This is a genomic window from Sphaerisporangium krabiense (assembly GCF_014200435.1).
In the GTDB taxonomy this organism is placed as follows: Bacteria; Actinomycetota; Actinomycetes; order Streptosporangiales; family Streptosporangiaceae; genus Sphaerisporangium; species Sphaerisporangium krabiense.
Map to the genome: position 1 here is coordinate 81,504 of NZ_JACHBR010000001.1, position 25,738 is coordinate 107,241.

A 25,738-nucleotide genomic window follows, 5' to 3' on the forward strand; every position below is an offset into this window, starting at 1 on the left:
CCCGCGGATTCTTACGCCCTGGTTACGGGACCCTGGGCGCCGAGCAGCTCGTGCAGGACGGGCACGAGCGCGCGGAACGCCCGGCCCCGGTGGCTGATGGCGTCCTTCTCCGCGGCGGACAGCTCGGCGGTGGTGCGGGTCTCCCCGTCGGGCACGAAGATCGGGTCGTATCCGAACCCGTTCGTGCCGCGCGAGGAGTGGATCACCGCGCCGGGCAGGACGCCCTCGACGACGCGCTCCGCGCCGGAGGGCAGGGCCGCGGCGGCGGCGCAGGCGAAGTGCGCGGCCCTGCGCCCGTCCGGGACGTCGGAGACCTGGGCGAGCAGGAGCCGCAGGTTGGCGGCGTCGTCGCCGTGGGACCCCGACCAGCGGGCGGAGAACACCCCCGGCATGCCGTTCAGCGCGTCGACGCAGAGGCCGGAGTCGTCGGCGACGGCGGGCAGCCCGCTGGCCGAGGCGACGGCGTGCGCCTTGAGCAGCGCGTTCTCGGCGAAGGTGAGGCCGGTCTCGGCGACCTCGCCGATCTCGGGGAACTCTTCGAGGCCGACCAGCTCGATCTTCTCGTCGGCCTCGGCGAGGATGCGGCGCAGTTCGCGGATCTTGCCCTGGTTGCGTGTGGCGAGCACGACGCGGGCGACGGCGCTCACGCCAGGGCCTGCCGCTGGAGCGTGGTGAGCTCGGCGCAGCCGGCCACGGCGAGGTCGAGCAGGCCGTCGAGCGCGGCGCGGTCGAAGGGGACGCCCTCGGCGGTGCCCTGGACCTCGACGAAGTCGCCGGCGCCGGTCATGACGACGTTCATGTCGGTCTCGGCGGCGACGTCCTCGGTGTAGCACAGGTCGAGCAGGGAGGTCTGGCCGACGACGCCGACGGAGACCGCGGCGACCGAGGTGACGAGCGGCTCGCCGGGGCACAGCTTGCGCGCGCGCATCCAGGCGACGGCGTCGGCGAGCGCGACGTAGGCCCCGGTGATGGCGGCGGTGCGCGTGCCGCCGTCGGCCTGCAGGACGTCGCAGTCGAGCACGATGGAGTTCTCGCCGAGGGCCTTGTAGTCGACGCAGGCGCGCAGGGACCGGCCGATGAGCCGGGAGATCTCGTGCGTGCGCCCGCCGATCTTGCCGCGCACGGACTCGCGGTCGCTGCGGGTGTTGGTGGACCGGGGCAGCATGGCGTACTCGGCGGTGATCCAGCCGAGGCCGCTGCCCCTGCGCCACCGCGGCACGCTGTCCTGCACCGAGGCGGCGCACAGCACCTTGGTGCGCCCGAACTCCACGAGGACGGAACCCTCGGCGTGGGCCAGCCAGTCACGGGTGATGGTGACGGGCCGGAGCTGGTCGGGCCTACGCCCGTCTTCACGTGCCATGAGGCTCACCTTAGGTCATACACGGCCCCGCTCCGCGCCAGTTCCATGGCGCCGCCGAACCCGGCGCCGGAGGCGTCGGCGAGCACGTCCGCGGGGTCGTACCAGGGCACCAGGTGGGTGAGGACGAGCGTGTCCACGCCCGCGCGTGCGGCGTGCTCGGCCGCCTGCCTGCCGCTCAGGTGCAGGCCCTCGGGGTTGCCCGGCCGGTCGCGGAAGGACGCCTCGCACAGCAGGAGGTCGGCCCCGGTGGCGAGCTCGACGAGCTCGGCGCTCTCGCCGGTGTCGGCGGAGTAGGCCACCGAGCGGCCGCCGTGGGAGACGCGGAAGCCGTAGGTCTCCACGGGGTGGTTCATCAGGGCGGCCGTCACCGCGAAGGGGCCGACCGTGAAAGAGCCGGGCGCGAGGGGCGTGAAGGCGAACGTGGTGTCGAGGGCCGGTTCGTCGTCCATGCCGTAGGCGGCGGCGAGGCGGCGCGGCGCGGCGGAGGGGGCGTGGACGGGGACGCGCGGCCGCGGGCCGTCCGGGGAGTAGGCGCGCACGACGTGGTAGGAGCACATGTCCAGGCAGTGGTCGGCGTGCAGGTGCGACAGGCAGATGGCGTCGACGTCGTACAGGCCGATGTGGCGCTGCAGGGCCCCGAGGGAGCCGTTGCCGAAGTCGATCAGCATGCGGAAGCCCTCGGCCTCCAGCAGATAGCAGGACGCGGGGCTGTCCGGGCCTGGAAAGCTTCCCGAGCATCCGACGATCGTCAGCTTCACGGCCTTCTCCTCACCTCGCTGGCTGGACTCGCTGATTCGCCGGACTCGCCCGCCGGGGCCCCGGCCGCGGCGGCTATCCGGGTTGGCCGGGCGCGGCGAGGGCCTCCTCGCCCAGCGCCTCGCCGACCGGGGCGCGCTCCACGTCCGCGATCTCGGGGCCGAGGAACCGCCGCCCCAGCTCGGCGAACAGGGCGCCGTCGCCGGTGGCGCGGAACCTGTGCCGGGGAGTGCGGCCGTTGCCCTGGCTGGTCATCCCGCGGTCGTGGAGGACGCGGAAGACGTCCTTGGCGGTCTCGTCGGCGCTGGACACCAGCGTCACGCCCTCGCCCATGACGTAGGAGATGGCGCCGGCGAGCAGCGGGTAGTGGGTGCAGCCGAGGATCAGCGTGTCGCACCCCTCCTCGATCACCGGCCGGAGGTAGGCGCGGGCGACCTCGATGAGCTCCTCGCTCATCGTCTCGCCGCGCTCCACGAACTCCACCAGGCGGGGGGCGGCCACGCCGGTGAGCCGGACGTCCGGGGCCGCGGCGAACGCGTCGTTGTAGGCCATGGAGTCGATGGTGGCCCGGGTGGCGATCACGCCGACGCGGCCGTTCCTGGTGGCCCGCGCGGCCCGGCGCGTGGCGGGCTGGATCACCTCGACGACGGGGACGTCGTAGCGTTCCCTGGCGTCCCTGAGCACGGCCGCGCTGGCGCTGTTACAGGCGATGACCAGCATCTTCACGTTGTGCTCGACGAGGTGGTCCATCACCTGCAGCGCGTAGGCGCGCACCTCGGCGATGCGCTTGGGCCCGTACGGCTGGCGCGCGGTGTCGGCGACGTAGAGGATCGGCTCGGCGGGGAGCTGGTCGATGATCGCGCGCGCGACGGTGAGGCCGCCGACACCGCTGTCGAAGATCCCGATGGCGGGCTCATCGTGACCGATGTCCTCGCCGGAGGACTCCGTGACGCTGACCCACGGCGCGTGGGCGACGCTCCCTATGTCCGACATGTTTCCCAAGGTTAAGGGACCATGGTCAATCGCTCGCGGTAAGAATGCTCACACCGCGGTAATCGTCCTCGATGATCGGCGGGATCACGTGGCGTCGCCCCGGCCGAGGCGGGCGAGCTGGCGCGACTGCGCGACCAGGTTGCCCGCCGCGTCCCAGACCTCGACGTCCTCGTCGAACCATCCGTCCCTGATCAGCCGGCCGGAGCCGATGAGCGTGAGCCAGCCGGGCGCGGGCAGGGCGCGCAGGTGCCAGGTGAGCTCGACGGTCGGCGACCAGCCGCGGGCGCCCGCGGAGAAGGCGACCGGCGGCAGGGCGTCCACCGCGAGGGCGAGGACGAAGGGGTCGGGGTCCTGGGGCTCGGCCAGGCGGAAGTAGGCGCGCGACTCGGGCCGCCCGGTGGGCGCGCCGGTGAACCAGCCGACGGTGGGCGGGTCGTAGCGCAGCTCCATGCGCTCGCTCAGCGTCATGCCGGACTCGGGCCGGGGGTCGGGCAGCGCCACGCACTCCTCGACGGGCGGCATGGCGACCGCGGGGGTCGCCGACCACGCGGCGGGGGCGCCGTCCAGGGCGGCGGTGGTGACGAGCGTGTCGAGGCAGGCGTCGCCGTCGCGGACGAGGGTGGCGCGGGTGACGGTGGTGGTCCTGCCGGTCTTGAGCGGCTCCAGCACGACGCGGGCGGGGCCGGGGAGCGCGGCCTTGAGGAACTGGGCGGAGGTCGAGACGGGGTGGGGGTGCGGCGAGGCGTCGGCGACCGCGCGCAGGAGCGTGGCCATCAGGTAGCCGCCGTTGAGGGGGCCGCCGATGGAGTAGCCGGGATCGAGGCACACGTCGTAGGTGGTCTCGTCGACCCGGATGGCCTGCGTCGCCTCGTCGAACTTGGTCATGGGCTCCCCGTGTTCCCTACCGAATGTTGTTCTGGGCGTCCTCACTCTAGCGGGGCGCCCGGCCACGGCGAGGGGAAGGACTCCAGGGCGACTTCCGAAAAAACGCTACTTATCCGACAGAAAGCGTCTTGCAAGTCGCTCGCTACCGGGACGATCTACTCTCATGACGCAATCCCGTGAGACAGCGAGAGTGGACCATGCCTGATCAACCGCAGCCGCCATATCCTTTCAACCAGGATCCCGACGTGACGGTGCACTACCGGACGCCCGGCTCCGGCCCCACCCCGGCTGCGTACGACCAGCAGTACGGCGCGGGCCCGGCGCAGGGCGGCCACGCCCCGCAAGGTGGCTATTCCCCGCAGGGTGGCTATTCCCCGCAAGGTGGCCATGCCCCGCAGCCCGGCGCCCAGGGCGGGTACGGCCAGCCCGGGTACACCCAGCCGTATGGTTCCACGCCCTCCCACCAGGGCGGATACGACCAGGCGTACGGGTACGGCGCCGCGCCCGCCGCCCAGCCCGGCTGGCAGGGCGGCGAGCTCGGGCCTCCCATGGCGCCGCCCCCCACGGCGCGGAAGCGGCGTGGCGGCTGGGTTTTCGCGGTGATCGCGGCCGTCGTGGTGGCCTTGATCGGCGGTGGCGGCGTGTACGCCATGAACCTGCTCAGCGGCGGCGGCGCCCAGCCCGAGGACGTGCTGCCCGGCGACTCCCTGGTGTACGTGCGCGTCGACCTCGACCCGTCCGCGACCCAGAAGCTGGCGCTGTTCAACCTGGCCAGGAAGTTCCCCGCGACGCGGGACAGCTTCTCCGGGGACGACCCGCGCAAGGCGCTGTTCGAGCTGCTGGGCAAGGGCGGCGCCGTCGACGGGGTGGACTACGCCCGTGACGTGCAGCCCTGGCTCGGCGACCGCGTGGGACTCGCGCTGCGGGCCCCGGCCGGCGGGTCGCAGGACGAGCCCGAGGTCGTGCTCGCCGTCCAGGTCACCGACGAGGCCGCCGCGCGCGCCGGCATCGCCAAGCTCGACAAGGGCAAGGACATGAGCGGCCTCGCCTTCCGCGAGGGTTACGCGATCATGGCCAAGACCCAGCAGGCGGCCGACCGGTACGCCGCCGGGTCGGCGCTGTCGTCCAACGCGAACTTCGCCGCCGACCTCGAACGCCTCGGCGAGCCCGGCGTGCTCTCGTTCTGGGGTGACATGGGCAGGATCTCCAAGCTGGTCCCGTCGGGCGACCGTGAGGCGCTCGGCCTGGTCCAGAACATGCGCGTCGCCGGCGCCCTGCGCTTCGACAGCGCCTACGCCGAGCTGACGGCCGTCTCCAGCGGCGGCCCCGCCTCCTCCCCCGGCGAGCCGGGCCGGATCGCCGACCTGCCCGCCTCCACGGTCGGCGCGCTGTCGATCTCCGGGCTCGGCGACATGGTCGCCAAGCAGTGGCCGACGCTGCAGAAGAGCCTGGAGTCCGCCGCGGGCTCCCAGGGCGGCGACTTCGTGGGCATGGTGCGCCAGGCCTACGGCATCTCCCTGCCCGACGACGTGGTGACGCTGCTCGGCAAGAACCTCACCGTCGCCGTCGACGAGCAGGGCCTGGACGGCGACCTCCCGAACGTCGGCGCGGTGCTCACCACCGACGCGGCCAAGGCCAAGGAGATCGTCGGCCGGCTGGAGCAGGCCGTCGCGGCCTCGGGCACCACCACGCCGCAGATCGCCAAGGTCGAGGCGGACGGGCGGCTCGTGCTGGCCAGCACGCAGGACTACGCGGCCAAGCTGGGCCAGGACGGCACGCTCGGCGACAGCGAGACCTTCAGGACGGCCGTCCCCGACGCGGACTCGGCGACCACCGCCTTCTACGTCGACCTGGACAAGATCGAGAAGTACTACCTGAACTCGCTGCAGGGCGACGAGCGGGCGAGCCTGCAGACGCTGAAGGCCGTGGGCATCAGCGGCAGGCAGTCCGGCGACACCGGCAGCTTCAGCCTGCGGGTGCTGTTCAACTGACCCGGCGCCGGGGCACGCACGGCGAAGGGCCGCCACCCGGACGGGTGGCGGCCCTTGACGTCTCTCGCGGGGACCATGCCTCTCACGGTGATGGAAACCCGGGCCCCGCGTCTCTCGCGGCAGGGGACCCCAGCCCCCTACGCCCAGAGCTGGCCCTCCAGACGGTCCTCCGCCTCGTTCAGGGTGCCCTCGTAGGCGCCCGTGGACAGGTACTTCCAGCCGCCGTCGGCCACGATGAACGCGATGTCGGCGCGCTCCCCGGCCTTCACCGCCTTGGCCGCCATGCCGAGCGCCGCGTGCAGCGCGCAGCCGGTGGAGATGCCGGCGAAGATGCCCTCGGCGGCGAGCAGCTCGCGCGTGCGCCGCAGGGCGTCGGCGGAGGTCACCGAGAACCGGGTGGTGAGGACGTCGGCGTCGTAGATCTCGGGGATGAACCCCTCGTCCACGTTGCGCAGGCCGTACACCAGTTCGCCGTACCGGGGCTCGGCGGCGACGATCTGGACACCGGGCACCCGCTCGCGCAGGAACCGCCCGACCCCCATGAGCGTGCCGGTGGTGCCGAGCCCGGCCACGAAGTGGGTGATGGACGGCAGGTCCTCCAGCAGCTCCGGGCCGGTGGACTCGTAGTGGGAACGCCAGTTGGCCGGGTTGCCGTACTGGTACAGCATCACCCAGGAGGGATTCTCCTTGGCGAGCCCCTTGGCGACGCGCACGGCCTCGTTGGAACCGCCCGCCGCCGGCGAGGAGATGATCTGGGCGCCCCACATGCGCAGAAGCTGGCGGCGCTCCTCGGAGGTGTTCTCCGGCATGACGCAGATCAGCTTGTAGCCCTTGAGCCGGGCCGACATGGCCAGCGAGATGCCGGTGTTGCCCGAGGTGGGCTCCAGGATCGTGCAGCCGGGGGTGAGCAGGCCGTCCTTCTCGGCCTGCTCGATCATCCACAGCGCCGGGCGGTCCTTGACCGAGCCGGTCGGGTTGCGGTCCTCCAGCTTCGCCCACACCCGGACCTCGGGTGACGGGGACAGGCGCGGCAGGCCCACCAGCGGGGTGCGTCCGACCGATTCGATCAGCGAGTCGAAGCGCATGGCTAGCGCGCGCCGCCGGCCACGGCGGGCAGCACGGTCACGGTGTCGCCGTCGGACACCGGGGTGTCGAGACCGCCGAGGAACCGGACGTCCTCGTCGTTGAGGTAGACGTTGACGAAGCGCCGCAGCCCGGAGTCGTCGACGATGCGCTCCTTGATGCCGGGGTGGCGGGACTCAAGGTCGCCGAGCAGGTCGGACAGCGTCGCACCGGCGCCGGTGACGGACTTCTCGCCGCCGGTGTAGGTGCGGAGGATGGTCGGAATGCGAACCTCGATGGCCATCGCGGGTCATTCTCCTTGGTTCAGTGGTCGTGACGGGGCGCTCCAACGGGTGCGAACACGCGCTGGCGGGGCGGGATTCCTGAGTTCGGGACGCTATCGGGAGACGATCAGGAACAGTCGTAGACCACGGCACAGGGAGTGTGGCCGAAAAGGTGCGTCCGCACGGGCGACGAATGCCCGGGGCGCACCCCGGCGCTCCCGAAATCCGGGTCAATCGTCAGCATGTTCCCAACTCTACAGCGTCCGGTGATCCGGGCGATGGCAGCCCGTGACCATCGCGGACGCCTCCCCGGACATCAGGACGGAACGATCGTGACCTCTTCTTCGGTCACCACTCCGTCCAGGATCCGATAGGACCGGAACTGCGCCTCGCCGGCGTCCGCGGTGGACACGAGCACGTAGTGGGCGTTCGGCTCCGAGGCGTAGGAGACGTCCGTGCGCGAGGGGTAGGCCTCGGTCGCGGTGTGGGAGTGGTAGACGACCACGGGCTCCTCGTCGCGGTCGTCCATCTCACGCCAGACGCGGAACTGCTCCATGGAGTCGAAACGGTAGAAGGTGGGCGAGCGCTCGGCGTTCTCCATGGGGATGAAACGCTCCGGGCGGTCGGAGCCGACCGGCCCGGCGATCACTCCGCACGCCTCGTCCGGATGATCGGCCCGCGCGTGGGCGATGATCTTGTCGACCAGCTCCCGTGAGATCGTCAGCATGTCTGGAAGTTACCAAAGCGCCCGGACCAGTGTGTCCTGCAGGTAGGTCAGCCAGTCGTAGGTGACGTACGCCGGGTACCGCGGGTCGTCCTCGGCCATGTCGGCCAGTTCCTCGTGGATCTCCTCGGTGACCTCCAGGCGCACGCCGAGCGCGAGCCGGACGTCGTTCAGCGCGCGCAGCCACGCCTGCCCCTGCTCCTGGGTGAGACGGACCTCACCCTGCTCGGCGGTCTCCAGCAGGGTCTCGGCGTCGGCGCGCTTGCCCTCGCGCAGCGTGGCCTCGGTGTAGCGGCGGAACTCGGCCGCGGCCTTCTCGTCGTCGGCGTACGCCGAGGGGAACAGCCGGGCGAGCACGGGGTCGGAGGGCTCCTCGGCCGCGCCGATGCCGAGCGCGCGCTCCAGCGGATCCTGGCCGGTCGCGCCCGGCTCCACCAGCCCGAGGACCTGCGACACCAGCGAGCGCAGGATCGAGGCCTCCCCCGCGTCCAGCGCGATCGTCACGCCGCCGTCCCGCCCGGCGGTGAAGCCCACGCTCACGCCGAGTCCCGCTGGACGGTGGCCCACAGGCCGTAGGAGTGCAGGATCTGCACGTCGCGTTCCATCTCCTCACGGGTGCCGCTGGCCACGACCGCCCTTCCCTTGTGATGCACGTCGAGCATGAGCTTCTCGGCCTTCTCGCGGGGATAGCCGAAGACGGTCTGGAAGACGTAGGTCACGTAGGACATCAGGTTGACCGGGTCGTTCCAGACGATCGTCAGCCAGGGGAGATCGGGCCGGACGTCCATCGACGGACGTTCGACCTCAGCCGGCGCGGTACTACCCACACTCCCATCCTGCCCTAACCCGGTCGTAGTCTTCGACTTGTGAAGATGGGCATGAGCAGCGCGTTGCTTACCGATCACTATGAGCTGACGATGGTGCAGGCGGCGCTCGCCGGCGGCACGGCCCATCGGCGCTCGGTCTTCGAGGTCTTCGCCCGCCATCTGCCCGGGGGGCGCAGGTACGGCGTCGTGGCCGGCACCGGCCGCCTGCTCGACCTCCTGGCCGACTACCGCTTCGGCGACGCCGAACTCGCCTACCTGCGCGAGAACGGGGTCGTGGACGACCGGACGCTGGACTTCCTCGCCTCCTACCGGTTCTCCGGCGACATCCGCGGCTACCCGGAGGGCGAGTGCTACTTCCCCGGCTCGCCGATCATGGTCGTGGAGTCCACGTTCGCCGAGGCCGTGCTGCTGGAGACGCTGATCCTCTCGGTGCTCAACCACGACTCGGCGGTCGCCTCCGCGGCCTCGCGCATGGCGCACGCGGCGGGCGGGCGGCCGCTCATCGAGATGGGCTCGCGGCGCACCCACGAGGTCGCGGCCGTCTCGGCGGCCAGGGCCGCCCACATCGCCGGTTTCTCCTCCACCTCCAACCTGATGGCCGGGCGCCTGTACGGGGTGCCGACCGCCGGCACCGCCGCGCACGCCTTCACCCTGCTGCACGACTCCGAGTACGACGCCTTCCAGGCGCAGATCGACTCCCTCGGCCCCGAGACCACGCTCCTGGTCGACACCTACGATGTCGCCAAGGCGGTGCGCACGGCGGTGGAGCTGGCCGGGCCCCGGCTCGGGGCGGTCCGCATCGACTCCGGCGACCTGGCCGTGGCCGCGCAGGAGGTGCGGCAGATGCTGGACGCGCTCGGCGCCACCACCACCCGCATCGTCGTCACCAGCGACCTGGACGAGTACGCCATCGCCGCGCTCGCCGCCGCGCCCGTCGACGGGTACGGCGTCGGCACCTCGGTCGTCACCGGTTCCGGAGTGCCGACCGCCGCCATGGTCTACAAGCTCGTCGCCCGCGAGGACGCCGAGGGGGTGCTCCGTCCTGTGGCCAAGAAGTCGGTCGGCAAGCCGAGCAAGGGCGGCAGGAAGGAGGCCTTCCGCGCGCTGCGGGACGGCGTCGCGACCGCCGAGCTGATCACCACCTCGCCCGGCGCGCCCGCGCCCGCGCAGGCGCGCCCGCTGCTGCGCGACCTGGTCCGCGGCGGCGAGATCGTGGGACGCGAGCCGCTGGCCGCCGCGCGCGAGCGCCACCTGGCCTCCACCGCCGAGCTGCCCGTCCCGGCCCGCCAGCTCTCCCACGGCGACCCGGTGATCCCCACGGTGTTCTCATGAGTGCCTCGGGGGGCCGGTGCGGCCCTTCGCGCGCTCCCGGCTTCTCCCCCAATCCCCTTGAAGGCCTGGCGCGAGGGCGTCCGGCCGCGTGAGTGAGGCGATTCCCGATGAAGACCAGCCTGGTGATCGTGGACGTGCAGAACGACTTCTGCGAGGGCGGCAGCCTGGCCGTGGCGGGCGGCGCGGGCGTGGCGGCGGCGATCGGGCCGCACGCCGCCGCCGGCTCCTACGACCACGTGGTGGCCACCCGTGACTACCACGTCGATCCCGGCGGCCACTTCTCCGCCCGCCCCGACTACGTCGAGAGCTGGCCCGCCCACTGCGTCGTCGGCACCCCGGGCGCCGCGTTCCACCCCGCGCTGGACACCTCGGCGGTCGAGGAGGTCTTCAGCAAGGGCAGGGACAGCGCGGCCTACAGCGGCTTCGAGGGGTGCGGCGAGGACGGCGCCGGGCTGGCCGGCTGGCTGCGGGCGCGGGGCGTCGAGGCGGTGGACGTGGTGGGCATCGCCACCGACCACTGTGTGCGCGCCACCGCCCTGGACGCCGCCGCGAACGGCTTCACCGTCCGTGTGCTGCTCGACCTCACCGCCGGGGTGTCCCCCGCGACGACCGAGACCGCGCTCGCCCAGATGAGGGCGGCGGGCGTGACCCTCGTCGGCACGCCGGTCCTCGGAACGCCCTGAGCCTCGGGACCGGCCGGGACCCCCTCGGCCGGCGCGACGCTCAGGCCCTCGGACCTAGCGGGAGCGCTGGGTCGCCCACTTGCGGATGGTCTCGATGCGCTGGCGGATCTGCTCGGCGGTGGCCTGGGCGACCGGGGGGCCGCCGCAGGCCCGGCGCAGCTCGGCGTGGATGACGCCGTGCGGCTGGGCGGTGCGGTGGTTCCAGGCGCCGACCAGGCCGTTGAGCTCCTTGCGCAGGGCCGCGATCTCCTCGTGCGGGCTCAGCGCGGGCTCGGGGCGGGGGTCCGCGGCCTTGCGCCGCTTGGCCGCCTGCTGGTCGGCCTGGTGCTTGCGCAGCAGGACCGCGACCTGGTCGGGCTCCAGCAGGCCGGGCAGGCCGAGGAAGTCCTCCTCCTCGGGGGAGCCGGGCTCGGCCGCCGTGCCGAACTCGCCGCCGTCGAACAGCACCCGGTCGAACGTGGCCGACGCCTCGACGGTCTCGAACGGCAGCTCGTCCCCGAGGACGTCAGGGTTGTCCTTCTTCTGCCGGGCCTCGTCGACCAGGAAGTCGTCGAGGCCGTCCTCGGGCGGCTTGCGGTCCAGGACGTGGTCGCGCTGGGCCTCCATCTCGCCGGCCAGCCCCATGAGGGTGGGCACGGAGGGCAGGAACACCGAGGCCGTCTCGCCCCGGCGGCGGACCCGGACGAAGCGCCCCACGGCCTGGGCGAAGAACAGCGGCGTGGACACGCTGGTGGCGTAGACGCCGACCGCGAGCCGGGGGATGTCCACGCCTTCGGAGACCATGCGGACCGCGACCAGCCAGCGCTCCTCTGAGGCGCTGAACTGCTTGATCTTGTCGGAGGCGCCGGGGTCGTCGGAGAGGACCACGGTCGCGCCCTGGCCGGTGATGGCCCGCAGCAGCTTGGCGTACGCGCGGGCGGCCTCGTGGTCGGAGGCGATGACCATGGCCCCGGCGTCGGGCACGCCCCGGCGGACCTCGGTGAGCCGGCGGTCGGCCGCGCGCAGGACCTGGGTGATCCAGTCGCCCTTGGCGTCGAGCGCGGCCCGCCAGGCCTGGCCGAGCTGGTCCTTGGTCAGCGGCGTGCCGAGGGTGGCGGTGATCTCGTCGCCCGCCCGGGTGCGCCAGCGCATCTCGCCGGCGTAGGCGAGGAAGATGACCGGGCGGACGACGCCGTCGGCCAGCGCGGGCGCGTAGCCGTAGTCGTAGTCGGAGACGCTGCGGCGGACCCCCTCGCCGTCCTCGGCGTAGGTGACGAACGGGATGGGGTTGGTGTCGGAGCGGAACGGGGTGCCGGTGAGGGCGAGCCGCCGGGCGGCGGGCTCGAACGCCTCGCGCACCCCGTCGCCCCAGGACTTCGCGTCGCCGGCGTGGTGGATCTCGTCGAAGATCACCAGGGTCCTGCGGTACTCGGTGCGCGAGCGGTGCAGCGCGGGGTGCATCGAGACCTGGGCGTAGGTGACCGCGACGCCGGTGTAGTCGCGGGAGGTGGCGCCCTGGCTGTTCTTGAACTCCGGATCGATGGCGATGCCCACCCGGCCCGCGGCGTCGGCCCACTGGCGCTTGAGGTGCTCGGTGGGGGTGACGATCGTCACCCGCTGCACCACCCCGCGGGCGAGCAGCTCGCTGGCGATGCGCAGGGCGTAGGTGGTCTTGCCGGCGCCGGGGGTGGCCACCGTGAGGAAGTCACGGGGCTCGCGGCGGAAGTAGAGGTCGAATGCCTCCTGCTGCCAGGCGCGCAGCTTGGGCGCGGTGCCCCAGGCGGCGCGGTCGGGATAGGAGGGTGACAGGTGGGACGCGGCGAACGAGCTCACCCCGCCCTCCTTCCCGGACGGTCCCGGCGGGCCGGGCCCTCGTCGATCACATCGTCACGCTCGTGTCTGTCCCTCACAGTGAAGTCACCATAGCCGGGCCGACGGACAAACGCGCCGACGCCCGGGGAATCCCGGCCGGCGCGCCCGGCCTCCGTGAGATCGCCGGCGCCGCCCTTCCCGCCCTTCACACCGGCCGTGACCAGGGCATCCGGCGCTACCGCAGCCCGTTGACCACGGCGTCGATCTCGGCGCGCCGCCGGGGGCCGTCCGGCTGCGCGAGGCCGACGACGACCACGCTCCTGCCGTCCTTGGTGAGAAGCGTCACGCGCAGGTACGACGGCCGGTTGACGACGTCGGTGTAGGTCGCGCGGAGCGCGCGCGAATGGCCGGTGTACCCGCCGACGCTGAGCCAGCGGTCGTCGACGACCTCGACCGTGTCCCCGTGCAGCAGCAGCCGCCCGTACAGGTCGGCGAGGCCGATCGCGGCGGCCCTCGGGCCGAGAGCGGCCACCGCGTCGCCCGCGTTCCCGGGCCTGGTCATGACGAGCGCGCCGTCGTCCACGCCCGCCACGGAGGTGAAGCCGGTCACGGGAGGGACCATCCGGGGGGTCCAGCCGCCGGGCAGGGGGTAGCGCACGCCCGCGACGGCGTCGGCGACCGCGGGCGGCGCCCCAGGCGAGCCCAGGGCGGTCACGGCGGTCGCGACGGCGCCCGCCACCAGCGCCGTGCCGAGGACCACCGCCACGGCCGGCACGGCCACGCGACGGGCCCACGAGGGCATCGCGACCCGCGACGGAGGCGCGGGCCTGCCGTACACGCGGGCCGAGGGTGGTAAGCCCTCCTCGTCCGGCGGGGGCCACACCGCATCGCCGTACGGCCGCCGTCCCGTGCGGTGTTCCTCCACGCCGCCTCCTCCCGGTGCACTGAGTATCGCCACCGGAGGCGCCCATCCGTCAACGCGCGCGGGCATTCCCGCGTGAACCGGCGCGGACGGGCGGGGCGGCGGAGGCGCGGTAGGCGGCCCACATCTCGCGCATCCGGACGGCCTGGCCCGCGGTGAACTGCGACATGCAGCGGTCGTGGGAGTAGTCCATGAAGTTGTGGAACGGGTCCTCCCCGTCACCCGGGCAGGTGTCCTTCTGGGCGGGGCAGCCCTGGGTGGGCATGGCCTCGGGCGGGGTGTCCTCGATGGAGTCCCCGGGCGGGGCGCAGCCGTTCTCGAAGGTGTGCAGCAGGCCGAACCAGTGGCCGATCTCGTGGACGGCCGTGTACCCCTTGGAGAAGTCGCGCAGGGAACCTCCGGGCAGACTGCGCCAGTCGATGACCACGCCGTCGTTGGCGGGCCTGTCGCCGTACCAGTGCGGGTAGGTCGCGTAGCCGAGCACCAGCTCGCCGAGCTGGGCGACGTACAGGTTGAGCGTCTCGGGGCCGCCCTTGCGCAGGCGCTGCTTCATGGCGGCCTCGCTGACCAGGGGACGGCGGAACCACAGGGGGTTGGCGGTGTGCGTCACGCCGCGCAGGTCGAACCTGATGCCGGTGTCCACGCCGCCGAGCCGCCCGCCGTACGCGGCGTTGAGCGTCTCGACCTGCGCCGTGATCGCGGCGGCGGGGACCTCCTGCCGCCCGTCGGTGACGACGTGGACCCACAGGGGAACGGAGGTGGGGGTGGGCTCGCGCCGGAGCCCGGGCCGCGCCGCGAGCCTGCGGCGCATGCCGTCGAGCATGCGGACGGCGTCGGCCTGCTCCAGCGGGTGGGGCTCGGCGCGGCGCGCGCCGGGCACGGCCAGACGGAAGCGGACGCAGGAGCGGCCCGTGTCCGCGCCGGCGGAGCCGGACAGGCCGCCCCGCGGGGCCGGGCCCGCGAAGGAAACCACGCACGCCAAAGCCACGGCCACCGCCCGCCGCACCATGCACTCCCCCGTCGTCGCAGGTCAGAGTGATGACGCTAGTCGCAGCGCGCACGATCGCCGGGGAGCAACACACCCCTGCCGGCGGCGCGGCGCGCGGGCCGCGCGGCGCGCTCAGGCGTCGGGCCCGCCGCCCTTCGGCAGCCCCTCGTAGATCTCTTTGCACTCGGGGCACACCGGGTACTTCTTCGGGTCGCGGCTCGGCACCCAGATTTTGCCGCAGAGCGCCCGGATCGGCACGCCGGTCACCAAGCTCTCGGTGATCTTGTTCTTGTCGGCGTAGTGCGAGAACCGCTCGTGGTCTCCTTCGTCACCATGCGAGAGGTTCGGCCGTACTTCGCTCTCTGGAAGGATCTTCGTGCTCACGAGACAAGAGTCTACGGGCGTGCCGGTACGGCCCGCGAAGCCGTCGGGCCGTACCGGGGCCGCGGGCTGTCAGCCGACGTGGACCGGCGCGCCCTCGGTCTTGCGACCGGCCCTGACGAACACGGCGAGCACGGCGGCCAGCACGGCGACCGCCACGCTGACGCCGAAGCCGAAGTGCATGCCGTCGAGGAAGGACAGATGGGCGGCCTGGGTCAGCGCGTCCGCGACCGGCTTGGGGGCGCCGGGGGGAACGGGCGCGACGCCGAGGGCGACCACGCTGCTCATCGCGTCGACCTGGCCGGGCGTGGTGGGGATCTTGACGGCGGCGAGATGGCCGGGCAGGACGTCCGCCACCTTGCCGGTGATGAGCGCGCCGAGCACGGCGGTGCCGAGCGAGCCGCCGACCTGCATGGCCGACTGCTGCATGCCCCCGGCGACGCCGCTGAGCCGCTCGGGCGCGTTGCCGACGATGACCTCGGTGGCGCCGACCATGACCGGCGACAGGCCGAAGGCGAGCAGCACGAAGGGGATCGCGGTGTCGACGTAGCCGGCGTCGATGCCGAGGCGGGAGAGCAGGAACATCGAGAAGGCGGTGATCACCATGCCCACGGCGATCGGGATCTTCGGCCCGAACCTGGTCAGCAGGGCGCCGGCGAGCGGCGAGGCGACGATCATCCCCGCGCTCATGGGGAGCATGCGCATGCCCGACTCCAGCGGGGACAGGCCGTGCACGCCCTGGAAGAAGAACGTGAGGAAGAACATCGCGCCGAACATCGAGAACGCCATGAGGACCATGAGCACCGTGCCGATGGTGACCGAGGCGCTGCTGAACAGGCTCAGCGGGAGCAGCGGCTCGGCGGCGCGGGTCTGCCAGAAGAGGAACGCCGCTCCCAGGACGACCGCCCCCGCGAGGAAGCCCAGGGTCTTGGCGTCGGACCACCCGTACTCCGGCGCCTTGATGATCGCCCACACCAGGCAGAACATGGCGCCGGACAGCAGCACCACCCCCGGAAGGTCGATCTTGGAGAGCGACTCGGCCCGGCTCTCCTTGATCACCCAGATGCCGACGATCAGCGCCACGACGCCGACGGGCACGTTGATGAAGAAGACCGACTGCCAGCTCACGTTCTCGACCAGCAGGCCGCCGACGATCGGGCCCGCCGCGCTCGACACGCCGATCGCGGCACCCCAGATGCCGATCGCCATGTTCAGCCTCTCGGCCGGGAACGCCGCGCGCAGCAGCGCGAGGGCGGCCGGCTGGAGCAGCGCGCCGAAGAGGCCCTGCAGCACGCGGAAGGTGATCAGCACGCCGACGGAGGAGCTGAGGCCGATCGCGAGCGAGGTCAGCGCGAAGCCGGCGATGCCCACGAGGAACACCGACTTGTGCCCGAACAGGTCGCCGAGCTTGCCCGCGGTGATGAGGAAGACGGCCAGAGCGAGCAGGTAGCCGCTGGTGACCCACTGGAGGTCGGAGAGCGACGCCCCCAGATCCTTGCCGATCACCGGGTTGGCGATGGCGACGACCGTGCCGTCGAGCATCACCATGATCACGCCGAGCGCGACGGCCAGCAAGGTCAGCCACGGATGGCCGTGGCCGCGGCGGGCGGGCGCGTCGCTGGGCGCCGCCAGCGCATGAGCCATGGAAGGGTCCCCCTGATTCGTTCAGTAGTCAACAAGCCGTAATTTATGGCAGTCAATGACAGATGACAAACGCTTTTATACGACAGATCATGACTTGTGGCAGTATATGAAGTGAACGTCTCGGAGGAGGTGTAGGGGTGGGTCTAAGGGAGCGGAAGAAGCACCAGACCCGGCGGGCGCTGCTCGACGCCGCGTTCGAGCTCTTCGCCGCACAAGGCTACGAGGCGACCACGATCGACCAGATAGCGGCCGCGGTCGACGTCTCGCCCCGCACCTTCTTCCGCTACTTCGGCGGCAAGGAGGACCTGGCCCTCGACTACACCGCCGAGTACGAGGAGCTGGTCACCTCGGCGCTCGCGGCGCGGCCGGAGGACGAGCCGCCGTTCCGGGCACTGGTCAACGCCTACCGCTCGTTCATCCACGAGATGCGGCGGACCGCGGGCGAGGACGCCGAGCGCTTCGTTTGCCGGCGGCTAGTGATCGAGCGCAACCCGCACCTGCTCACGGCCGGTCTCGCCCGGTTGACCGCCGTCGAGGCCAAGCTGACCGCGGAGATCGCGCGGCGCCAGGGCACCGACCCCGCCACCGACCCGCGCCCGCGGCTGCTGGTGGCCTTCGTCACCGCGGCGATCCGGGTGGGCTTCGAGTGCGACGCCGCCGCCCCCGCCACGCCGCCGGATCTCTTCGGCAACCTCGAACGCGCGCTGTCGCTCACCGAGGAGGCGCTGGACCCCTCCTGGTGTCAGTTCAGCTTGGGATCGTCCGGGCAGGTCGCCACGAAGGCCAGCTCCCCCGGCTGACGCCGCAGCACCGACCGCCACAGGTTCGCCGGGCGGGAGTCGAAGGTGTCGCCGGGCTCGGCCTCCACGACGTACCAGGAACCCTCGCGGATCTCGGCCTCCAGCTGACCCGCGGTCCACCCGGCGTACCCGGCGAAGATCCGCATCTGGGTGATCTCACCCGCCAGGATCTCCGGAGGCGCGTCCAGGTCCACGGTGCCGAGCTTGGAGACCGCCGAGCCCGCCGCGTGCAGCCTGCGCCATCCGAGGGGCTCCTGCCCGCTCGGCACCGAGGCCAGCGCGAGCGCGCTGTCGGTCTGCACCGGCCCGCCCTCGAACAGCACCGGGGGGCCGCTCACCAGTGGGTCCCACGAGGGGAGCACCTGGTTGACCGTGACATCGCTCGGCCGGTTGAGCATCACGCCGAGGGTCCCGCCGTCCTCGTCGTGTTCGAGGATCAGAACGACGCCGCGCCGGAAGTTCGGGTCGTCCAGCAGTGGCGTCGCCACCAGCAGCCCGCCGACGTAGATCGCCTCCGCCATGCATCCATCATGACGCGTGATGCCCCGAATGCGCGCCCGCCCCCGCCACTCCGCGCGCACTCGGCCTGCTCGCCCCCGGCATGTTACTTTAGGTAGGCGAACAGGCACTCTCCGTGTCAGATTCCCGACATGGCGGGCGCCCGTCCGCACAGCACACGGCAGTGAGCAAAGGGAGAGAGCCCACATGAACCGCCTCATCCTCGTGGCGCTCATGGCGGTGGGCGTGGCCGTGGGGGTCCCCGCCGCGCGCACCTCCCACGCCGCCGGCGTCGGCGACGACGACCGCGACCGCGACCGCGGCTCCCGCGTCGACGTCCGCGTCTCGCGAGTGCAGTGTCCCTCCGGCAAGGCCGAGGTCGTCATGACCGCCCCCCGCGACCACGGCACCGCCGAGTACTCCGTGTACCGCGGCGACACGCTGGTGCGCAACGGCCTGCTCTGGCCCGGCGTCCAGCGCACGATCTCGGTGTACGTCGAGCCGCGCTCCACCGAGCGCATCGGCGTCACCGTCGCCGGCGAGGGCACCCGGCGATACCAGGTCTGGTCGCGGTGCGACCTGCGGGAGCAGTCCTACGCCGAGTACCGCGAGTCGACCTACGCCGAGAGCTCCGGGGACGACGAGCGGAGCGACGGCGGGAGCCGCGCCGAGACCAGGCGGCCCTACCACTACAACCCGCTGATCCGCCCGTCCTACCGCGACCGCCTGCCCTACACCGGGCCGCCCGCCGACCTGTGGGGCAAGGTCGCCACGGCGGGAGGCTTGGTGGTCTTCGGCGTCATGCTCTGGTACGTGGGCCTGGTCTGGCCGCGGCGCGCGCCCGCCGAGCCGCTGCTGCGCCCCCGCCCGCCGCGGGCCCCGCGCCGCCGCGAGGGCCCGTGACCCGGCGGCGGCCCCGGCCCGCCCCTACGCCTCGGTGAAGCCGCGGGCCTTGCCGCCCGCGGACTCCCGCACCGCCGCCGCCACCGTGGTCGCGACGTCGGGGTGGAAGACGCTGGGGATGATGTAGTTCGGCCCGAGCTCCTCCACCGACACCACCTTGGCCAGGGCGTTGGCCGCGGCCAGCAGCATGGACTCGGTGACCGTGCGCGACTGGGCGTCCAGCAGGCCGCGGAAGACGCCGGGGAAGGCCAACACGTTGTTGATCTGGTTGGGGTAGTCGGAGCGGCCGGTGGCCACCACGGCCGCGTGCTCCCTGGCGTCGTCGGGCGAGACCTCGGGCTCGGGGTTGGCCAGCGCGAACACCACGGCCGACTCCGCCATCGTCGCGATGTCGTCGCCGGTGAGGATGCCCGGCGCCGAGACGCCGATGAAGACGTCCGCGCCCTTGATCGCCCCGCGCAGGTCGCCGCCGTACCCCTCGGCGTTGGTGTTCTCGGCGATCCAGCGCAGCGAGGCGTCCAGGTCGTCGCGGCCGAGGTGGACGGCGCCGAGGTAGTCGCAGACGATCACGTTGCGTGCCCCGGCGGCCAGCAGCAGGCGCAGCACGGCCGTGCCCGCCGCCCCCGCGCCCGCCAGCGTGATCCGGACGTCGGGCAGGGACTTGCCGACGACGCGCAGCGCGTTGGTCAGGGCGGCCAGCACGCAGATCGCGGTGCCGTGCTGGTCGTCGTGGAAGACCGGGATGTCCAGCAGCTCGCGCAGCCGACGCTCCACCTCGAAGCAGCGCGGCGCCGAGATGTCCTCCAGGTTGATGCCGCCGAAGCCGGGCGCGATGGCGCGGACGATCTCGACGATCGTGTCGACGTCCTGGGTGTCCAGGCAGATGGGCCAGGCGTCGATGCCGGCGAAGCGCTTGAACAGCGCGGCCTTGCCCTCCATGACGGGCAGCGCCGCCGCGGGCCCGATGTTGCCGAGGCCGAGCACCGCGGAGCCGTCGGTGACGACCGCGACCGTGTTGCGCTTGATCGTCAGACGGCGGGCGTCCTCGGGGTTGCGCGCGATGGCGAGGGAGACCCGCGCCACGCCGGGGGTGTAGGCCATCGACAGCTCGTCACGGGTGCGCAGCGGGACCTTGGACTGCATCTCGATCTTGCCGCCGAGGTGCATGAGGAAGGTGCGGTCGCTGACCTTGTGCAGGGCGACGCCCTCCACGGCCTCGAGCGCGTCGACGATGGCCTGCGCGTGCTCGGTGTCCTTGGCGGCACAGGTGACGTCGATGCGGAGCTTCTCGTGACCGGCGTTGGTCACGTCGAGGGCGGTGACCACGCCGCCCGCGTTCTCCACGGCGTGGGTGAGCTGGCTGACGGCCTTGCCGCCCGCCGGGACCTCGAGTCTGACGGTGATCGAGTAGGACACGCTCGGCACGGTGGCCACGGGAATCCGCTCCTTTGCGGTACTTCAGATCCGCGTGCTCGGGTGCCCGGGGACGTGCATCCGGCTCGCCTGCTCCCCTTGAAGGACATGAATCCGGGGGCTTCCATCGTGCCAGACGCGGCCGGGCGGTTCCGCCACGCCCGGCGCGCCGCCCGAGCCGTAGGGGTGACGGCTCGGGTGGTGACCGCTCAGAACAGGGCGCTCGCGAGGGCCCTGCGCGCCTTGGCCACCGAGGGGTCGTCCGGGGGCAGGGCGTCGAAGAGGCCGAGCAGGTGGCGGCGGGCACGGTCGCGGTCGTCGCCGGAGGTGCGGCGGACGAGCGCGACGAGCCGGTCGAACGCCTCGTCCACCTTGCCGCCGAGCACCTCGATGTCGGCCGCCTGCGTCTGGGCCTCCACGTCGGCGGGTTCCTCGGACGCACGGCGCAGGACGGCCGAGGGGTCCAGGCCCTGGGTGCGGCTGACCAGGCCGACGCCGGCCAGGCCGATCTTGGCGTCCGGGTCGGACGGGGAGCGGGCGAGCAGCCGCTCGTAGGCCGCGGCGGCGGCGTCCAGGTCGCCGTCCTCGACGGCCTTCTCGGCGGCGAGCAGGTCGGGGTCGACGGCGGGGGCCTGCGGCTCCTCACCCGCTTCCTCGCCGGGCGGGGGGAGGTACTGGGCGAGGGCGGCCATGAGCTGGTCGAGCCACTGGCGCACCTGGGCCTCGGGGAGCGCGCCCTGGAACCCGGTGACGGCCTGGCCCTGGAAGACGGCGAGGACGGTGGGGATGCTCTGCACCTGCAGGGCGCCGGCGATCTGGGGGTTCTGGTCGACGTCGACCTTGGCGAGCACCCAACGGCCCGCGGCCTCCGCGGCGAGCTTCTCGAGGATCGGGCTGAGCTGCTTGCACGGCTGGCACCAGGTCGCCCACAGGTCGAGGACGACCGGGGTGCGCATGGAGCGCTCGATGACCTCGGTCGGGAAGGTGTCGTCGGTGACGTCGATCACCGCAGGGCCGGCCGGGGCGGCGGGGCCGCCTCCCGCCGCCGCCTGCGCCGCGGCCGCCTCACGGCGGGCCTGGGCTTCCAGTGCCTGCTTGCGGGCGCCGAGGTCCACGGCCCCCTGCAACGATGCCGGTCGAGTGAAGTCCGCTGGGCTCATACCCCAATCCTGCCGCATCCGGCGCGTGCTCATGGTCGCGGACCACCAGGTGCCGGCGCGTTCGCCGCCCGCCACCCAATGTCACGCCTTCGTCGCGGATATCTCTCGGAACTGTCGTGGCGCGCGGTTATCGCCAACGATGGGCTCGGCATGACTTCAGCTCACGTGGAGGTGGGTGTGAAACGCGTCATCGTGGTCTCCGCCGCTGCCGCCGTGTTCGCCGCGACCGTGGCGTTCCCGGCACAGGCCGTTCCGACGACGGCCGAACCGGCGGCGACGACCCAGTACGTCGTCCTCTACAAGGACGGCGCCCCGGCGGCCGACGCCCAGAAGGCGATACAGGCCGCGGGCGGCACGATCGTCAAGGTGAACCCGGCCGTGGGCCTCGCCACCGTGACCACCGCGAACCCCGGCTTCGCCACGGCGCTCACCGGGAGCGCGGCCATCGAAGGCGTCGCCCACGACCGTCCCATCGGCAGCGTCCCCAAGGCGGCCAGGACGTCCCAGGCGGTCCAGCGGGCCATCCAGTCCAAGGCGGTCGAGAAGGCGGGCCGGGGTGAGGGCGGCCCCCTCGAGCACGGCCGGTCGGTCAAGGCCGAGCCGCTGTCGGACCTGCAGTGGGACCTGCGGCAGATCCACGCCGACGAGGCGCACAAGTACGAACAAGGCGACCGCGGCGTCCTGGTCGGCGTCGCCGACACCGGGATCGACGGCTCGCATCCGGACATCGCCCCCAACTTCGACCGCACGCTGAGCCGCAACTTCACCGTCGACATCCCCTACGACGCCAACGGCGCGGTGGTCGACGGGCCCTGCGAGGACGAGCCGGACCGGTCCTGCAACGACCCGAACGACGTCGACGAGGACGGCCACGGGACGCACGTCGCGTCCTCGATCGCCTCGCCGATCAACAAGCTCGGCATCGCGGGCGTGGCGCCCAAGGTGACGCTGGTCAACCTGCGGGCCGGCCAGGACTCCGGCTTCTTCTTCCTCCAGCCGAGCGTGGACGCGCTGACCTACGCGGGCGACATCGGCGTCGACGTGCTCAACATGAGCTACTACATCGACCCCTGGCTGTTCAACTGCGCCGACAACCCCGCCGACTCCCCCGCCGACCAGGCCGAGCAGCGGACCGTCATCAAGGCCACCCAGCGCGCGCTGGACTACGCCTACCGCAGGGGCGTCACGCTGGTCTCCGCCGCGGGCAACGGCGCGACGGACTACACCAAGACCATCGTCGACGCCGGCAGCCCGGACTTCGCCAGTGAGCCCGGCGAGGCGCCGCGCACCCGCACGATCCCGCCGAGCTGCGTCTCCATGCCGAGCGAGGGCGAGCACGTCATCTCGGTGTCCTCGACCGGCGTCAGCAAGCGCAAGGCGTACTACTCCGACTACGGCGACGGGTACGTCGACGTGGCCTCCCCCGGCGGCGACGTCTACGACACCCCCGGCAACACCCGGGACGTCACCAAGGCGACGCTGGCGGCGTATCCGAAGGCGCTCGCGGTCGCCAACGGCGAGATCGACGCCAACGGCGACCCGACCGTGAACTACGTCGTGAAGGACTGCGACGGCGCCACCTGCGGCTACTACCAGTACCTGCAGGGCACCTCGATGGCCTCGCCCCGGGCGACCGGCGTCGCGGCGCTGATCGTCAGCCGGTACGGCCACCGCGACCCGCGCCACGGCGGCAAGACGCTGTCCCCGGCCGTCGTCGAGACGGTGCTCAAGGCCACGGCCACCAGGACGGCCTGCCCGAACCCGCCCGCGTACACCTACACCCGCGTCCTTCCCAGCGGGCAGACCGTCACCGCCACCCACACGTGCGAGGGCGGCCGGGCGTCCAACGGTTTCTACGGCAAGGGCATCGTCGACGCCCTGCGCGCCGTGGGCCGGTAGCCGGGGATCACACCCGGCCGCGCGTACCGGGCCGGATCACCGCGGGCCCGCGCCCCGGTGGTCCGGCCCGGCCGCGTCCTCGCCCCCGTCGAAGTCGCCCGCCGCCACGCGCAGGGTGCGCAGCATGGCGAACATCTCGGCGAGGTCGGAGTCGGCGTACATGTCCATGAAGAAGCCGGCCTCCATGAGGTCGGCGGTGGCGCGGCGGACCGCCTCCCGCCCCTTGACGGTGATCTCGGCGAGCACGCCGCGCCCGTCCCGGGGGTTGCGCCTGCGCAGGACGAGCCCGGCGCGCTCGAGCCGGTCCACCGTGTTGGTCACGCTGGTGGGGTGGACCATGAGCCGCTCGCCGATGCGCGACAGCGGCAGCGAGCCGGTCCTGCTGAAGGTGAGCAGGACCAGGGCCTCGTAGCGCGCGAAGGTCAAGTCGTGCGGCCTGAGCAGCGTGTCCAGTTGCCCGAGCAGGATCTGGTGCGCTCTCATGATCGATGTGACGGCCGCCATGGCGGAGGACGGCCCGAAGTGGACGCGCCACGTCTCGGCGGCGCGTTCGATGGGGTCGAAAGGCAGATTCAGCGGCTTCGGTACACCGGTGGACACACCGCTACGCTAGCGCCTGCGGGGACCGCCTGACGCAGGGTGACCGTCTTCCACGGGTTCCCCAAGAACCGGGACGACAAACATCACGCTCCGTTATGGTTGGCGTGTCAAGAGGTGAGGCGCGGCAAAGCCCGGTCCAAACATGGGGAAGGCCGCTCCGGCGACGCGAGGCACGCCCAGGCGAGCCCGTGGACGTCCGGTGCGGGCCGATGGATCGGGCACGGGGCCAGGGGGGCCGGCACCGGTGCCGAGAGCGCCGCTCACCAGGCACGGGGGGTCCGTTTTGAAGAGCATGAGCGTACGGGCGGCGCGGCCGGGGGTCCGGCCCGCGCGGGTCCGTGCTTGAGCAGAGGGGCGTTTCACGCGAGGAGCTGAAGCACAGCGCGCTCGTGGCGGTAGGAATACTGCTCGCGCTGGGCCTGCTCGCGGCGTGGAGCGTCCTCGTTCCCGGCGTCTCCCGGTGGGAGAACGTCATCGTCGCGGTGATCGGCTCGCTACGGCTGACCGGGCCGGTCGCGGCGGCCTTCGCGGCCTGGGTGGCCGTGCGCGGGCGCCGCGCGGCGCCGCGCGGGGCGCCGGGCGCCTGGCGGGTGTTCAGGGCGCCGCTGGCGATCCTGGCCGTCGTGGTGGGGTCCTTCGGGGCGACGGTGACGCTGATCGCCATGAAGGCGTTCCTGACCGAGCAGGCGGGCCATCTGGCGCCCACGGGGCTGGCGGTGGGGGCCGCGGGGCTCGCGCTGTACACGATGCTGGGGTGGGTCGCCGGCTGGGCCCTGCCGTGGCCGGTCACCCCGCCGCTGGCGGGCGTCGCCGCCTACGGCCTGCTCACGGCGCTGCCGCAGGCGTCGCCCTGGGCCGCGAGGCTCGCGCCTGTCACCGCCGAGCCGTACGACCCGTTCGAGGGGCTCGGCCGGACGGCGTTCGCCGACCAGACGCTGTGGCTGCTCGGCCTCACCGCCGCCCTGCTGCTCACCTGGGCGGCCGTGGTCACCCGGCGCGCGTGGGCCGTGGCCGCCGCGCTGCCGGCCGTCCTGGCGGCGGGCTTGGGCATGACGCGGCTGCTCGCCGAGCCCGCGGCCGTGGCGGCCAGCGAGCCCATGACCTACACCTGCCAGCAGTGGCCGATCACCGTCTGCGTCCATCCGGGCGTGCGCGGCGGCCTGACCGAGCTGAGCGCGGCGTTCACCACCCTCGCCGCCCGCCTGACCGGCACGCCGGGCGCGTTCTCGCGCGTGGAGCAGCGCTCGCGCGCCGACAGCGCGCCGCCCGCGCCGGGCGTGGTGCCGATCCACCTCGACGACCTCACGCCCGGGTTCGCGGCGCGGGCGGCCGGCGAGGTCGTCGGACGGCTGGCCCGGCCGTGCGGAGGGGCGTCCGCGGAGGGCTACCGGGCGATCGTGACGGCCTGGCTGCGCGGCGACCCGCTGCCGAGCGGCCCGCTGCCCGGCCATCAGGCGGCGGCCTCGTGGTTCTCCGGCCTGACCGAGAGCCAGCGCCGCGACTGGCTGCGCATGTTCTACACCGACTTCGCGACGTGCGGGCTGAAGACGTCCCATTTCGGCGGAGGGGCCGCGGCACAGGCCGCCGGGCGGCACATGTCCCGCGGCTCGGTGACGGTCCCCCTGCCGGCGCGGAAGGCCACGGCGGGCTATCCCGCGACTTCGCCCGTCCCCGGCCCTCCCTATCCGACCACCCCGTGACCGGCCGTCCCGCGTTCGGCCATGCCGGGTCCGCGCACGCCGGGACGTGCGCGGACGGATGACGCCCCTGGTGCGGGCGGGGAATCGCGCCCACGCCCGGTGCCCCATGATGTGAGAAAGGTCGCATCCCGGGAAGGAGACG

Annotated in this window: 26 protein-coding genes; 7 read left to right on the forward strand and 19 right to left on the reverse strand. The window is 72.7% G+C overall.

Annotated features, from left to right (window positions below; translation table 11 throughout):
• Positions 1–11 precede the first annotated feature (11 nt).
• The 5 genes from rdgB to BJ981_RS00390 form a co-directional block, all read right to left on the reverse strand.
• Complete coding sequence (gene rdgB / locus BJ981_RS00370; protein WP_184607753.1) at positions 12–647, reverse strand: RdgB/HAM1 family non-canonical purine NTP pyrophosphatase; 636 nt, start codon at positions 645–647, stop codon at positions 12–14.
• Positions 644–1,360 (reverse strand): ribonuclease PH, encoded by a 717-nt coding sequence (gene rph / locus BJ981_RS00375; protein ID WP_184607754.1) that lies wholly within the window; start codon positions 1,358–1,360, stop codon positions 644–646. Before rph ends, rdgB begins: the two co-directional genes overlap by 4 nt.
• Positions 1,361–1,365: 5 nt before the next feature.
• On the reverse strand, positions 1,366–2,118 hold the full coding sequence (locus tag BJ981_RS00380; RefSeq protein WP_184607755.1) for an MBL fold metallo-hydrolase: 753 nt from the start codon (positions 2,116–2,118) through the stop codon (positions 1,366–1,368).
• Between the two features lie 73 nt (positions 2,119–2,191).
• Positions 2,192–3,109 carry a glutamate racemase gene (gene murI, locus BJ981_RS00385; RefSeq protein ID WP_184607756.1) on the reverse strand — a complete coding sequence of 306 codons (918 nt, stop codon included), beginning with the start codon at positions 3,107–3,109 and terminating at the stop codon, positions 2,192–2,194.
• A gap of 84 nt (positions 3,110–3,193) precedes the next feature.
• Entirely contained in the window at positions 3,194–3,994 is an 801-nt protein-coding gene (locus BJ981_RS00390; protein ID WP_184607757.1) for a thioesterase family protein, read from the reverse strand.
• Between the two features lie 245 nt (positions 3,995–4,239).
• Here BJ981_RS00390 and BJ981_RS00395 point away from each other — a divergent pair, with 245 nt between their 5' ends.
• A complete protein-coding gene (locus BJ981_RS00395; RefSeq protein WP_239139178.1) occupies positions 4,240–5,985 on the forward strand; it encodes a DUF3352 domain-containing protein in 1,746 nt (581 codons plus the stop codon).
• Between the two features lie 137 nt (positions 5,986–6,122).
• Here BJ981_RS00395 and BJ981_RS00400 read toward each other — a convergent pair whose 3' ends face one another.
• The 5 genes from BJ981_RS00400 to clpS all read right to left on the reverse strand — a co-directional run bounded on the left by BJ981_RS00400 (position 6,123) and on the right by clpS (position 8,882).
• Complete coding sequence (locus tag BJ981_RS00400) at positions 6,123–7,070, reverse strand: PLP-dependent cysteine synthase family protein (protein WP_184607759.1); 948 nt, start codon at positions 7,068–7,070, stop codon at positions 6,123–6,125.
• A 2-nt stretch (positions 7,071–7,072) separates the two neighbouring features.
• Positions 7,073–7,351, reverse strand: coding sequence for a MoaD/ThiS family protein (locus BJ981_RS00405; RefSeq protein WP_184607760.1), 279 nt, complete (start codon positions 7,349–7,351; stop codon positions 7,073–7,075).
• 296 nt (positions 7,352–7,647) lie between these two features.
• The gene (locus BJ981_RS00410; protein ID WP_184607761.1) at positions 7,648–8,058 is read right to left on the reverse strand and encodes a M67 family metallopeptidase; all 411 of its coding nucleotides are present in this window, start codon (positions 8,056–8,058) and stop codon (positions 7,648–7,650) included.
• 9 nt (positions 8,059–8,067) lie between these two features.
• Entirely contained in the window at positions 8,068–8,595 is a 528-nt protein-coding gene (locus BJ981_RS00415) for a DUF2017 domain-containing protein (RefSeq protein ID WP_184607762.1), read from the reverse strand.
• Entirely contained in the window at positions 8,592–8,882 is a 291-nt protein-coding gene (gene clpS / locus BJ981_RS00420; protein ID WP_184607763.1) for an ATP-dependent Clp protease adapter ClpS, read from the reverse strand. The genes BJ981_RS00415 and clpS overlap by 4 nt, the downstream gene beginning before the upstream one ends.
• 45 nt (positions 8,883–8,927) lie before the next feature.
• Between clpS and BJ981_RS00425 the strand changes: the two genes are divergently transcribed.
• Both BJ981_RS00425 and BJ981_RS00430 read left to right on the forward strand, forming a co-directional pair.
• Positions 8,928–10,214: a nicotinate phosphoribosyltransferase gene (locus tag BJ981_RS00425; protein WP_184607764.1), complete on the forward strand. Its 1,287-nt coding sequence runs from the start codon at positions 8,928–8,930 to the stop codon at positions 10,212–10,214.
• A gap of 107 nt (positions 10,215–10,321) precedes the next feature.
• Complete coding sequence (locus BJ981_RS00430) at positions 10,322–10,897, forward strand: isochorismatase family protein (protein ID WP_184607765.1); 576 nt, start codon at positions 10,322–10,324, stop codon at positions 10,895–10,897.
• A gap of 54 nt (positions 10,898–10,951) precedes the next feature.
• Here the strand turns inward: BJ981_RS00430 and BJ981_RS00435 are convergent, their stop codons facing one another.
• The 5 genes from BJ981_RS00435 to BJ981_RS00455 form a co-directional block, all read right to left on the reverse strand.
• A complete protein-coding gene (locus BJ981_RS00435) occupies positions 10,952–12,709 on the reverse strand; it encodes a DEAD/DEAH box helicase (RefSeq protein ID WP_184607766.1) in 1,758 nt (585 codons plus the stop codon).
• A gap of 214 nt (positions 12,710–12,923) precedes the next feature.
• On the reverse strand, positions 12,924–13,613 hold the full coding sequence (locus BJ981_RS00440) for a hypothetical protein (protein WP_184607767.1): 690 nt from the start codon (positions 13,611–13,613) through the stop codon (positions 12,924–12,926).
• A gap of 49 nt (positions 13,614–13,662) precedes the next feature.
• Positions 13,663–14,604 carry a zinc metalloprotease gene (locus BJ981_RS00445; protein WP_204070188.1) on the reverse strand — a complete coding sequence of 314 codons (942 nt, stop codon included), beginning with the start codon at positions 14,602–14,604 and terminating at the stop codon, positions 13,663–13,665.
• A 126-nt stretch (positions 14,605–14,730) separates the two neighbouring features.
• Complete coding sequence (locus BJ981_RS00450; RefSeq protein ID WP_184607769.1) at positions 14,731–14,982, reverse strand: DUF3039 domain-containing protein; 252 nt, start codon at positions 14,980–14,982, stop codon at positions 14,731–14,733.
• A 69-nt stretch (positions 14,983–15,051) separates the two neighbouring features.
• On the reverse strand, positions 15,052–16,623 hold the full coding sequence (locus BJ981_RS00455) for a DHA2 family efflux MFS transporter permease subunit (RefSeq protein WP_184607770.1): 1,572 nt from the start codon (positions 16,621–16,623) through the stop codon (positions 15,052–15,054).
• Between the two features lie 137 nt (positions 16,624–16,760).
• Between BJ981_RS00455 and BJ981_RS00460 the strand changes: the two genes are divergently transcribed.
• Positions 16,761–17,423 (forward strand): TetR/AcrR family transcriptional regulator, encoded by a 663-nt coding sequence (locus BJ981_RS00460; protein ID WP_184607771.1) that lies wholly within the window; start codon positions 16,761–16,763, stop codon positions 17,421–17,423.
• Here BJ981_RS00460 and BJ981_RS00465 read toward each other — a convergent pair.
• On the reverse strand, positions 17,366–17,944 hold the full coding sequence (locus tag BJ981_RS00465; protein ID WP_184607772.1) for a YqgE/AlgH family protein: 579 nt from the start codon (positions 17,942–17,944) through the stop codon (positions 17,366–17,368). The genes BJ981_RS00460 and BJ981_RS00465 overlap by 58 nt on opposite strands.
• A gap of 184 nt (positions 17,945–18,128) precedes the next feature.
• Between BJ981_RS00465 and BJ981_RS00470 the strand changes: the two genes are divergently transcribed.
• Positions 18,129–18,824, forward strand: a complete 696-nt coding sequence (locus tag BJ981_RS00470; RefSeq protein WP_184607773.1) for a hypothetical protein — start codon at positions 18,129–18,131, stop codon at positions 18,822–18,824.
• Between the two features lie 24 nt (positions 18,825–18,848).
• Here BJ981_RS00470 and BJ981_RS00475 read toward each other — a convergent pair whose 3' ends face one another.
• Positions 18,849–20,258, reverse strand: coding sequence for an NAD-dependent malic enzyme (locus tag BJ981_RS00475; RefSeq protein ID WP_184607774.1), 1,410 nt, complete (start codon positions 20,256–20,258; stop codon positions 18,849–18,851).
• Between the two features lie 188 nt (positions 20,259–20,446).
• The gene (locus BJ981_RS00480; protein ID WP_184607775.1) at positions 20,447–21,397 is read right to left on the reverse strand and encodes a tetratricopeptide repeat protein; all 951 of its coding nucleotides are present in this window, start codon (positions 21,395–21,397) and stop codon (positions 20,447–20,449) included.
• 177 nt (positions 21,398–21,574) lie between these two features.
• On the opposite strand from BJ981_RS00480, the gene BJ981_RS00485 reads away from it, so the two are divergent.
• Positions 21,575–23,296, forward strand: a complete 1,722-nt coding sequence (locus tag BJ981_RS00485) for a S8 family serine peptidase (RefSeq protein WP_239139177.1) — start codon at positions 21,575–21,577, stop codon at positions 23,294–23,296.
• A 36-nt stretch (positions 23,297–23,332) separates the two neighbouring features.
• On the opposite strand, the gene BJ981_RS00490 is transcribed toward BJ981_RS00485, so the two are convergent.
• Positions 23,333–23,896, reverse strand: a complete 564-nt coding sequence (locus BJ981_RS00490) for a MarR family winged helix-turn-helix transcriptional regulator (protein ID WP_184607777.1) — start codon at positions 23,894–23,896, stop codon at positions 23,333–23,335.
• Positions 23,897–24,285: 389 nt separating this feature from the next.
• Between BJ981_RS00490 and BJ981_RS00495 the strand changes: the two genes are divergently transcribed.
• Positions 24,286–25,596: a hypothetical protein gene (locus BJ981_RS00495; RefSeq protein WP_184607778.1), complete on the forward strand. Its 1,311-nt coding sequence runs from the start codon at positions 24,286–24,288 to the stop codon at positions 25,594–25,596.
• The last annotated feature ends 142 nt before the right edge of the window (positions 25,597–25,738 follow it).